This window comes from Neobacillus niacini, assembly GCF_030817695.1.
In the GTDB taxonomy this organism is placed as follows: domain Bacteria; phylum Bacillota; class Bacilli; order Bacillales; family Cytobacillaceae; genus Neobacillus; species Neobacillus niacini_F.
Genome location: NZ_JAUSZQ010000007.1, coordinates 20,940 through 32,871 on the forward strand (window position 1 = coordinate 20,940; position 11,932 = coordinate 32,871).

11 protein-coding genes are annotated in these 11,932 nt (G+C 39.5%); all 11 read left to right on the plus strand.

Annotated features, from left to right (window positions below; translation table 11 throughout):
* Positions 1-2 precede the first annotated feature (2 nt).
* Positions 3-2,423, plus strand: coding sequence for a xanthine dehydrogenase family protein molybdopterin-binding subunit (locus QFZ28_RS27970; protein ID WP_307197873.1), 2,421 nt, complete (start codon positions 3-5; stop codon positions 2,421-2,423).
* A 51-nt stretch (positions 2,424-2,474) separates the two neighbouring features.
* Entirely contained in the window at positions 2,475-3,344 is an 870-nt protein-coding gene (locus tag QFZ28_RS27975; protein ID WP_307197874.1) for an FAD binding domain-containing protein, read from the plus strand.
* Between the two features lie 4 nt (positions 3,345-3,348).
* A complete protein-coding gene (locus tag QFZ28_RS27980) occupies positions 3,349-3,834 on the plus strand; it encodes a (2Fe-2S)-binding protein (RefSeq protein ID WP_307197875.1) in 486 nt (161 codons plus the stop codon).
* Between the two features lie 21 nt (positions 3,835-3,855).
* Complete coding sequence (locus tag QFZ28_RS27985; protein ID WP_307197876.1) at positions 3,856-4,647, plus strand: enoyl-CoA hydratase/isomerase family protein; 792 nt, start codon at positions 3,856-3,858, stop codon at positions 4,645-4,647.
* Positions 4,648-4,980: 333 nt separating this feature from the next.
* On the plus strand, positions 4,981-5,133 hold the full coding sequence (locus tag QFZ28_RS27990; protein ID WP_307197877.1) for a hypothetical protein: 153 nt from the start codon (positions 4,981-4,983) through the stop codon (positions 5,131-5,133).
* A gap of 12 nt (positions 5,134-5,145) precedes the next feature.
* Positions 5,146-5,547, plus strand: a complete 402-nt coding sequence (locus tag QFZ28_RS27995) for a PaaI family thioesterase (RefSeq protein WP_307197878.1) — start codon at positions 5,146-5,148, stop codon at positions 5,545-5,547.
* Positions 5,548-6,320: 773 nt separating this feature from the next.
* A complete protein-coding gene (locus QFZ28_RS28000) occupies positions 6,321-6,905 on the plus strand; it encodes a UbiX family flavin prenyltransferase (RefSeq protein WP_307197879.1) in 585 nt (194 codons plus the stop codon).
* A gap of 115 nt (positions 6,906-7,020) precedes the next feature.
* Complete coding sequence (locus QFZ28_RS28005) at positions 7,021-8,373, plus strand: MFS transporter (RefSeq protein WP_307197880.1); 1,353 nt, start codon at positions 7,021-7,023, stop codon at positions 8,371-8,373.
* Between the two features lie 15 nt (positions 8,374-8,388).
* On the plus strand, positions 8,389-9,846 hold the full coding sequence (locus QFZ28_RS28010; protein ID WP_307197881.1) for an aldehyde dehydrogenase family protein: 1,458 nt from the start codon (positions 8,389-8,391) through the stop codon (positions 9,844-9,846).
* Positions 9,847-9,859: 13 nt separating this feature from the next.
* A complete protein-coding gene (locus tag QFZ28_RS28015) occupies positions 9,860-11,011 on the plus strand; it encodes an iron-containing alcohol dehydrogenase family protein (RefSeq protein WP_307197882.1) in 1,152 nt (383 codons plus the stop codon).
* Positions 11,012-11,073: 62 nt separating this feature from the next.
* The gene (locus QFZ28_RS28020; protein ID WP_307197883.1) at positions 11,074-11,922 is read left to right on the plus strand and encodes a R2-like ligand-binding oxidase; all 849 of its coding nucleotides are present in this window, start codon (positions 11,074-11,076) and stop codon (positions 11,920-11,922) included.
* Positions 11,923-11,932 lie beyond the last annotated feature (10 nt).

Genomic DNA, 11,932 nt, shown 5'->3' on the forward strand with positions numbered 1-11,932 from the left:
AAATGACAAAGATAATTGGTAAGTCTGCGACGAGAGTAGAGGACAAACGGCTTCTAACCGGTCAAGGGACATATATAGATGATCTTGGTACGACAACAAAAACAGGACATGCGGCTATTTTGCGAAGTCCTCACCCTCATGCAAATATTAAATCCATTGACACAGCGGAAGCAGAAAAAATGCCGGGAGTTAAAGGAATTGTAACAGGACAAGACATTAAAAATCTTTTAAAGCCTTTTAGTGTTGGTGTTACTGCACCTGTTAAGTATTTTCCTCTTGCAATCGATAAAGTGAGGTATGTAGGAGAGCCTGTTGTCATCGTAGTTGCCAAGGACCGTTATATTGCGGAGGACGCTCTTGAAAAAGTTAAGGTATCTTATCAATCCTTACCACCAATAGTTGATATAGAAAAATCATTAAATGATGATGCACCGGTATTGCATGAAAATGTTGGTTCAAATATCGCAAATCATCGACAATTTCATTACGGTGATGTTGATAAGGCATTCGAGGAAGCCGATCGAATCGTAAAGCATAAATACAACTTTCCAAAATATACAGCTACCCCTGTAGAAACATATGGCGTGATTGCGAACTATGATTCGGCTCATGATCAATATACAGTTAATGCAAATTTTCATGGACCATTTGTTATTCATTCTATTATGGCTCAATCATTACAAATTCCAAGCAACAAATTAAGAATTATTATTCCAAAGGATATCGGTGGAAGTTATGGAATAAAAGCAGGAATATTCCCATATATCGTTCTTTGTTCAATCACAAGTAAGCTTGTTGGTTGTCCGGTAAAGTGGATTGAAGACAGACAAGAACATCTTTCTTCAAGTGCCAGTGGAACCGATCGCGTGACTTACATTGAAGCAGCAGTAAAAAGTGATGGCAAGGTTACCGGATTAAGAATGAAACTAATTGACAACGTTGGTGCATATATTCGAGCACCAGAACCAGCCAGCTTATATCGTAACCATGCAAACTCAACAGGGGCATACGATATTCCAAACTTAGCTATTGATGCGTATGCTGTCATGACAAATAAGTCACCTACAGGCTTAATTCGTGGCTACGGTGGACAGGAGCATTACTTCTCATTAGAACGAATCATGCACCAAGTCGCTAAAGAGCTTGAACTGGAGCATGCAGATGTTATTCGAAGAAATCTGATTAGAAAAGAACAATTTCCATATACAACAGCTTCTGGAGGTATTTACGACAGCGGGGATTATGTGAATTCGTTTGAACTTGCGCTTATCACTGGGAAATATGAGACGTTTAGAAAGAAACAGGAAGAAGCACGTAAAAAAGGAAAAATTATAGGCGTAGGCCTTGCCTGTATTGTCGAACCATCAGGATCTAATATGGGATATATCACTGTTGCCTTAACACCAGAAGAGAGGGCGAAATCATTACCGAAATCAGGAGCTAATGAAGCTGCTACTGTTTCAATGGATCCACTAGGGAGTGTTAACGTAAGAATTAGCACAACGCCAACAGGTCAAGGACATGAAACCGTTGCGGCACAAATTGTATCTGAAGTTTTAGGCATCCCGAGAGAACAAATAAATGTGATTGCAGAACTTGATACATCGACGAGTCCATGGTCTATTGCATCAGGAAGCTATTCAAGTCGTTTTGCCTCATTAGGATCAAGTGCGATTTATTATGCTGCACATAAAGTACGAAAAAAGCTATATCTAATTGCAGCTTCTCAACTTGGAGTTGACGTATCAGAGCTCGATCAAGAGGATGGTGTCATTTACGTAAAGGATAATCCTTCTAAAAAGTTTCCGATAAAACGCGCAGCAGGCATTGCTCACTGGAATCCGCTTTCCTTGCCTGAAGATATGGAACCAGGAATCTATGAAACTTATTATTATAAAGCAAAAGTAGCAGAGGCTCCTGATGAAAACGATCGAATCAATTCTTCTGTCACATATGGATTTGTTGCTGATATGGTTACAGTTGAAATTGACCCAGATACAGCCGAAGTGAAAATAATTGATTATTTTACCGTTCATGATGCTGGGAAACTACTAAATCCGTTGATTGTAGATGGACAAATTATGGGTGGTCTTGCACATGGCTTAGGCGGAGCTTTATACGAGGAACTAGCTTATGACAAAAATGGTCAGTTCTTGACGGGATCTTTTATGGATTACTTATGCCCGACTGCACCTGAAATCCCAAAAGTAACCATTAAACATACTGAATCGCCATCCCCTATTACTCCTTTAGGTGCTAAAGGGCTTGGTGAAGGGAATACAATGAGTGCACCAGTAGCAATTGCTAATGCAGTAACTGATGCATTAGCACATTTAGATATTGTGATTGATGAACTGCCATTAAGTCCAAACCGCATTTGGAAATTACTTAGTGAAGCAAAAGAGAAAATGCTAACACCTTAAGCGAAAATTAAACATGAATCTTAAAGACCATTACTGAAGGGGAGGGAGAAAATGAAACCACCGAAGTTTGATTACTATAAACCTACTACACTTAGTGAAGCATTGGATCTCTTAGAAGAAATCGGTGATGATGGAAAAATCATTGCTGGGGGGCAAAGTTTAGTGCCGATTATGAATATGCGCCTTGCATCACCAAAGTGCATAATAGATATTAATGGTTTAAATGAACTTGATTATATTAAACATGAAGGAAATGTCCTTAAAATAGGCACTTTGACAAGACAAAGCAAAGTTGAAAAATCGGAGATCGTTGCAAATGCCTGTGGTCTTTTATTAGAAGCAATTACTCAAATTGGACATGTGCAAACAAGGAACAGAGGAACGTTTGGAGGAAGCATCGTTCATGCAGATCCAAGTGCAGAACTCCCGCTTGCTTTGCTAACAATGAACGGTTCTGTGCAAATTGCTTCAAAAGATGAGGTTCGCAACGTCGATGCAGAAGATTTCTTTATTACCTATTTGACAACAGATATTATGCCGACAGAAATCTTAACTGAGGTTTCTATTCCAATTATCGAAGGTAGAAGCGGATATTCATTTCAGGAAATCGCAAGGCGTCATGGAGACTTCGCGTTAGTTGCTGCGTCTTGTCTTATGACAGTTGATGATCAAAACCAAATTTCTTCAGTAAGATTAGCTCTCGGCGGAGTTGAGGCAATTCCTTTATTAATTGAGGATGCAGAAGATATATTGGTAGGAGAGATATTGTCTGATTCTTTAATAGATAAGTTATTAGAAAGTGTTGAAATGGCAGTTGAGCCCGAATCTGATCTTCATGCTGCAGCAGAATATCGAACACATCTTGCTAAAATACTAACAAAGCGTACGTTAACTCAAGCCTATGAAAGAGCAAGGAGGTAGCGAAATGAGACGACACCAAATAGAAGTAACAATTAATGGAAAAATTTATCAAGAAGAAGTGGAATCTCGAATGCTGTTAAGTGATTTTATTCGAGATGTATGCGGACTGACAGGTACACATGTTGGATGTGAACACGGTGTTTGCGGTGCTTGTACCGTAAACGTCAATGACGCGGCAGTGAGAAGTTGTCTTATGTTTGCCGTACAAGCAGATGGGCAAAGCATTAAAACAGTTGAAGGGTTAGCGGATAAGGGTGAATTAACAGATTTACAGAAAAACTTTATTGAGTGTCATGGTCTGCAATGTGGATTCTGTACAGCGGGTATCTTAATGTCTACGTCCGATTATCTTGAGAAAAACCCAGATCCCTCTACTAAAGAAATAAAAGAAATGCTTTCTGGACATTTATGCCGCTGCACAGGGTATGACGGTATCGTTAAAGCAATTGAGAAAACAATTGAAGATAAAAAAACACTGATTTCATCTTAAAGTAGAAAGAGGTAAAAAGATATGACGACAACAGAACAAACTTATGACCACATTCGAGTAGAGAAAAATGTAGAAAAACAAACGGCAACAATCGTGTTCGATCGTCCAGAGAAAATGAATTATATCAGTATGCTCGGCAGAGATCAGCTTACAGAAATTTTTGCTGGTTTAAATCAAGACGATGAAGTGCGTGTCATCATCCTCAAAGGAGCAGGTGATGTATGCTTCAGTGCAGGAGGAAGCATTCCTGAATTTATGGCGACACATCAAGAAAAGCTTTCCCATTTAGCAGAGAACGTAGCAGCTCCTGAGCGTTCCCCAAAACCGGTCATCGCTCAGCTGCAAGGGTATACGTTCGGTGTAGGACTGGAGCTCGCGATGGCTTGTGATTTCCGAATCGCACGGGAAGATACACTGCTAGCCCTTCCGGAAATGAACCTCGGAATGATTCCAGGGAGCGGCGGTACACAGCGGATTGCAAAGGTAGTTGGCTTAACAAGAGCGAAAGACATGATTATGCGTGCAAGAAAAATCCCGGCAGATGAAGCGTACCAATGGGGTCTGTTAACACAGGTTGTATCCAAAGAGGAACTTCAGCAGACGGTCGATGCATTGGTTGAGGAGCTTGTTAAGTTTTCACCGCTTGCCCAGCGTGTCGCGAAAGAAGTGTTGAATGCATCAGAAGAAAGTCCGCTAAGTGTTGGCTTGAAAATGGAAGGAAAAGCATACGGTCTCTTGCGCACAACAGAAGACTTTAAAGAGGGCGTAGATTCGTTCGTTGAGAAAAGAAAGCCTATTTTTAAAGGGAAGTAAGATCGATACTTTATGCTGTTGACAAACAACTAAAAGTTCTAACAAGCAAAAGGAAAGAATAGAGAACCAGTTCTTTGCCAGCTTGTGGAGAAAGAGGGTGTTCTTTTTCTCTGCAAGCTTTTTTGTATAATCTCCAGAAATTTAAAGTTGGTTGTGCACAACTGCGAAGGTCTCCTTTGACCAGGGAAAGTATAAAATAATGTTTGCATCAGTAATTAAAATACTATTATTATGCTCTTTTAGAAAAACTATCTCGATACTAGCTGCTGTTACTTTCTAGAATTACCAAAGAGCAAAGGGGTAGAAAATTGTCTTTAATTGGAGGATTTTTTTATGTGGGTAATCACTGTATATTCAAAAGAACATATTAGAATGTTTGAATTTGACATAGAAAGAGAAGCAAGAGAAGGTCTCAAGAAATTTCAAGGCTGCAAAATCCTTACAGAAGTAATTTACTATAATGACCAACAAATATCTGAGAAATGAGGGGAATAGATCATGGAAATTCATTCACGAGTGAAAGCAATGGCAGAGGGAAAAGTGTGGAAAATGATGGGTGTTGAAGTGGTGAAAGGAAATGATGGAGAATGTGAATTAGAAATAGAGGTAAAAGAAGATTTTACACAATCTTATCATTCGATGCATGGAGGTTTAATTGGAACTCTTCTTGACATGTCAATGGCTGCAGCAATCTCTACAACATTGGAAAGCAATAAATATAGTAATACGATTGACTTACATACTAGCTATCTTCGTCCGATGTTTGGAAAACGGTTGGTTGCAAAAGCAAGTATTGTAAAAAGAGGAAAGCGTATAACGGTTGTAAATGCTGATGCGTTTAATGAGGATGGGAAACATATTGCAACAGCAAGAGCTAATTTTATGATTTTAGATAAATGATTTCAATTTAATCAAATTATTGATATAAACTTGGAATCGTTGGTTGTGATGCCAAACAATCTTTATTCATAATCGGGATGAAGGGATATTCTTTTTCCAGTTCATCTGTGGGGTATTAAGTAAGATGCAATATACATTAATAAATCAAAGATTAGAGCAATCTTTGGAAGAATCTAAGAATAATATAGGATCATAAAATAAAAACGTAATAATATGAAAAAGTGACTTTCTATGTCACATATCTTTTTCAATTGAAGGGGATGACTCATTAGTGCCAGGCACTTTGCTTTTGAGTCATCCCCTTTATGATTTCCATCTAAATTACGGAACTGCAGAGGTTCCACCTGTAACTACAAACGTTCCAGTTTGAAGATCAAAGGGCTTACAAAATTAGGTTCTGAGCGAATTCATTATTGGCATAAAATTTGCAAGTATATATAATGAAAAGTTTTAAGGGGGGATTAACTTTGACAGCTAATAAACTGGAAAAAACAGATTAGATAATAATGCAAAAGCTGGAGGAAAGAGCGCTAAATACACTGTCCGAAATATTTTTTTATATCGTAGCAGGCCAGTCTACAGCTAAATATTATCGTCAATGAATTCTTTTTAATGATTTTGGCTTATTGGTAGAGTTCTCACCCATATTTTTGTAAGCGTTTCAAAAATTCTTCTATTCAACATTTAATGGTTCTTGATGATTGCCTTCTCGTTAAAAAAATTACAATGTGCTTTTTCTGAAAAACGATTTCAAGTACAGGAGGACAACAAAGATGAAAAAAATTGTTTTAGGTATAACTGGAGCAAGTGGATCAATTTACGGTATCAGGTGTCTTGAGACTTTAAACAAGCTGCAGATAGAGAGTCATGTCATTATTAGTGCTTCGGCTGAAAAAACGATTGAATATGAAACAGAATACTCGGTGGAACAAGTAAAATCACTGTGTAGTTTTGTATATGACTTACAAGACATTGGGGCAAGCATTTCAAGTGGTTCATTTCATGTGGATGGAATGATTATTGCCCCATGTTCTATCAAAACTCTATCATCAATTGCTAATAGTTTTAATGACAATTTAATCACGAGGGCGGCCGATGTAACTTTGAAAGAAAAAAGGAAATTGGTACTAATGGTACGTGAAACACCATTTCATTTAGGCCATTTGCGGCTCATGCAATCAGTTACAGAGAGTGGTGCAGTTATCCTCCCTCCTGTTCCTAGCTTTTACCATAAACCGAAATCATTAGATGATATTGTTAATCAAAGTGTCGGGAAGGCATTAGATCAATTTGGGATTGATGCTCAACTCTTTGAACGGTGGTCAGGACTAAATGAAAAAGAATCAATAACAAAATAATTAAGCGGGTTAATGATATTTTCCTATGCTCTACTATTTTTTTCGGTAACACTACTTTATTTTATATGGTTAAACAGGAACTACAGAACATGTTAAAAAAATTGGGGGGATTCTAATGTCGAATGCTGTAACCACTCATTCAACTCAAGAAAAAGTCACAGTTACCGGACGTCAGTTTAGGTCTGCAATGGTTGCGTCAGTATTAGGATGGTCTTTTGATCTCTATGACCTTTTTCTTCTTCTTTATGTCGCTCCCACAATAAGTGCATTGTTTTTCCCAACAAGCAGTCCTACGCTTTCTTTAGCTGCTGTGTATGCTTCTTTTGCTGTAACGCTGCTTATGCGACCGCTTGGATCCGCAATATTTGGATCTTATGCTGATAAAAACGGGAGAAAGAAAGCGATGATCGTCGCTGTTGTAGGGGTTGGTGTAAGTACGGCTGCCTTCGGACTTTTACCTACAGTACCACAAATTGGTTTTATGGCAGCAATCATTTTTTTAATTTTACGCTTAGTTCAAGGGGTTTTTGTCGGTGGTGTCGTGGCATCTACACATACAATTGGAACAGAATCTGCTTCTCCTAAATGGCGCGGATTGATGTCTGGTCTAATTGGCGGTGGAGGAGCGGGATTAGGGGCTTTGTTCGCTTCACTGACGTTTACTATTGTTACCGCTATTTTTCCTGGTGAGGCATTTAATGATTGGGGATGGCGGGTGATGTTCTTTACAGGGATTCTTGGTGCTGGTGCTGGACTCTTTGTATTTAGATCCCTTAACGAGTCACCCCTATGGGTACAATTACGTGAAGAAAATAAAGTGAAAGATGAGAAAGATAAAGATCAAGAGGTTGTATTGGAGCAATCACCTCTTAAAATGTTTTTTAAAAAATACTCCCGTGTTTTGATTGTGAACCTAATGATCGTTATTGGAGGCGGTTCAGGCTATTACCTTACGTCTGGTTTTATTCCCACGTTCCTGAAAGTAGTTAATAAAGTATCGTCAGAAGTCTTATCAGGGGTACTCATTTCCACGAGTATTGTGACAATCATTGCGGCTCTGCTGTTTGGTCACATTAGTGAATTGATTGGCAGAAAGAAAACCTTTTTACTTGTTGGTTTTTTAAATATTATTGGACTTCCATATTTTTATCTAGCATTAGCAGACTCTGTTACCACTTTTTCGATTTATTTGAATGCTATGGGACTTGTATTTTTAGGAAATGCAGCATATGCACCTGTACTAATTTTTCTTAATGAGCGTTTTCCAACAGCCATACGCTCTACAGGAACCGGATTATCATGGAACATGGGATTCGCACTTGGCGGTATGATGCCAACTTTCGTCACCTTAGCGAGTGGTACGGTTGAAAACATACCTAATACACTCATGTATTTTGCAATTGGAATTTTTCTTGTCTACATCATTGGAAGCCTCATCGTACCGGAGACAAGAGGCAATCTTAAATAAATAGGGAGGAAAAAAATGCTTACCAAAATAGAGGTTACTAGAAATTACATTAATGGCGAGTGGCGGGAAGCTGAAACTGGAGAAACGATGGAGTCTGTCAATCCTGCTACGGCTGAGATTATTGGAGAGTCGCAAAAGTCAGGCTTGGAAGATATTAAATTGGCCATTAAGGATGCGAAGTCGGCATTTGGAAAATCAGATTGGCGTTCAAATTCTTCGCGACGTTCTGATGCTTTAATGCAATGGGCCTATAATTTGAAGGAAAAAAGAGAAGAAATTGCTAGAATTCTAACGTTGGAGAACGGAAAACCAATCAAAGAGTCACGTATAGAATTGGACGCTTGTATTGATACCCTAAAATATTTTGCAGGTATGGCTCGTAGCATATTCGGAAGGTCAATTAATCTTTCCTCCACTTCATATGGCATTATTGACAAAGAGCCGATTGGAGTTGTAGGGATTATTTCACCCTGGAACTGGCCGGCAATGCTAATGATTCGCGAGATTGCTCCTGCACTTGCTGCAGGAAATGCAGTAGTTCTAAAACCGGCAAGCCGAACACCGCTTGTGAGCATTGCGATCGTCAAATTAATCGAAAAAATTGATGATTTTCCACCTGGAATTGTTAATATCGTGACAGGCCCCGGTAAGGTTATCGGAGATGAAATGACGACAAATCCTGATGTTAACGCCATCAGCTTTACAGGTGACACGACTACCGGCAAAAATTTAATGAAAAAAGCAGCAGAAAAGGTGAAGAAACTAGCTCTTGAACTTGGGGGGAAATCTCCAAACATATTATTTGCTGACGCAAATCTAAACAAGGCTATTCCAACTGTAGCAAAATCAGCATTTATTACTGCCGGCCAAATGTGTTTCGCGGGTTCAAGAGTGATTGTCCATGAATCGATACATCAGGAAGTGGTACTAGGGTTACGTAAAGAAGCTGAAAAGCTGAAAATAGGTAACGGATTAAATGAATCTACCGATATGGGACCTGTAATCTCGGAAGAACAGCTGAATAAAGTATTGGAATATTGCGAGATTGGTAGACAAGATGCAAAGCTTGTTATAGGGGGAAATAGGCTAATCGGAGGCGAACTCGATAAAGGTTTTTATATCGAGCCGACAATTTTTGATTACGTACCAATGGAATCAAGAATTGCACAGGAAGAAATTTTTGGCCCCGTACTTGCCGTACAAGTGTTTAGGGATGAGGAAGAAGCGATCTCCCTCGCTAACGGAACTATTTTTGGGTTAGCTGCCGGGGTCTGGACAAAAGATGTCAACAGAGCAATGCGTATTGCAAAAAAAGTGGAGGCGGGAACTGTTTGGATTAACACCTATAACAAGAATTACCCGCAAACTGAATTTGGGGGCTATAAAGAAAGCGGAATAGGACGCACAAGGGGAATAGAAGGATTATTGGAATATACCGAAACCAAACATATTAATATCGAAATTGAAGAATAAAGGAGAATTCACTATGTATCCTTCATTTGAGTTTCATCTGCCCACGAAAATTCATTTTGGCTATAACAAGATCAAACAACTTGGCAATTTACCCTTTAAAGTAAAACGTGCATTTATCGTTACCGATAAAGGGGTATTAAATTCGGGTCTAATTGAGCATGTAACAAAGATATTAAAAGACAACCGAATTTCTTATGTTGTTTATGATGAAGTGGAACCGGACCCGAGTGTTGAAACCGTTGACAAAGTAGCTCAAGTGTTTCAACAGGAAGAAGGCGATGCTTTAATCGCCATTGGTGGGGGCAGTCCGATAGATACAGCAAAAGGTGTCCGTGTCATCGCTAGCAATGGTGGAAGTATTCGTGATTATGCTGGAGTCAATCTTATCAAACAGGCCTCCAATATACCTCTCATTGCGATACCTACAACGTCTGGTACTGGAAGTGAAGTAACTATTTTTGCTGTTTTGTCGGATTGTGAGGAGAATCGGAAGGTTACGGTAACGAGCCCATTTGTTGCACCGGATATAAGTATTGTTGACCCTAAAATGACGATGACTGCGCCACCGAAAATTACAGCAGCATCAGGGTTCGATGCTTTCGCACATGGGGCAGAGACCTTTGTGTCACGGATAGCCCAGCCTGCCAGTGATGTGCTTGCACTGTCAGCCATGAGCACTGTCAGCAGATACCTTCGTCGGGCCGTTTATAATGGGGAGGATGTTGAGGCACGGATCAAAATGGCAGAGGCTAGTCTTTTAGCAGGAATGGCTTTCAATCAATCCTTCCTAGGTTTGACACATGCGATCGGCAGTGCAGTAAGCGGTCATGCCCATGTTAGTCACGGTGTGGCGATAGGTCTCCTGTTACCGGGAGTTATTCGTTATAATTCGATATCCTTAATGGATAAGTACGTTGAAATGGCCAGCGTTTTTCGAGACATCGACCTATCGTTACCTGATTGGGAGATTACAGACCAATTTATAGAAGAGGTAACGAGGTTACGTGACGATGTTGGACTACCGCAGAAATTACAACAGGTAGGGGTTAAAGAAGAGCAGCTAAAGGCGATTGCAAATGATTCTGTGAAAAGTGGAATGTGGAAATTTAATCCTCGACGAGCTACAGAAGAAGAGATTTTGGGGCTACTCAAACAACTTTTTTAGAAAATATAAAGCTTTTGAAGAAAGTGTTTAAATTCACATTAAATATTTAGGAGGAAATGATTATGACTGAAAATGTAAATAAGACTGAAGAGCTAATTCCTAGTGTTGATAAGACGACGGATGAAGTAGCATGGGATTTATATCGAAAAGCCATTCGATTTGGAACTTGGGATCCTGCTGCTATTGACCTCAGCCAAGACAAAAGAGACTATGAAGCGCTTGATGAGGATCTAAAAGGATATCTTATTCATTTCTGTACAGGATTTCTCGATGCTGAAGAAAATGTAGCATTAAAGTTCTGTCCCTGGATCATGTTAGGTTCTTCTACAGAACAACAGGCATTCCTCAGTACTCAATTGCTCGAAGAATTTAAGCATACAGAATTCTTTATGCGCTATTTTAAAGAAGTAATTGGTCGTGAGCGAATTCCTTCAGTGAAAAATGCGGTTCAGCAGAAGCTCGATGAGCGTGTGAAAAAGATGCTGGCTGCTCTTGATCAGGGAGAAGAGGAACGTGAAGAGGCACTGGTTGAAGGGCTAACCCATTACCAAGGGATTATAGAAGGTGTTCAAGCGATGACTGGATATGATGTATTCCAAGCGGTATACGGAAGTAAAGGATTATTTCCTGGTTTGGGTGAAGGATATGCTCGGATTAAGGAAGACGAAGGACGTCATGTTGGTTTCGGACTTCGTATGCTAAAGCTGTTTGCCCGTAAACCAGAGCATGCCAAGCGAATTCTTGCATTGTACGAGGAATATCTTCCCCTTATATTGATCCGATATGATCAACCTGTCGTTGTAGATGGAAAGGAATACCCAACTCCACCTGAAGTTAAGGGGCGTGAAAGGGTGACGAAAATGTTCGAACGCAGACTTAAAGATATATTAGGTACATCAGTTACCGTTTAAGGAGGAGACT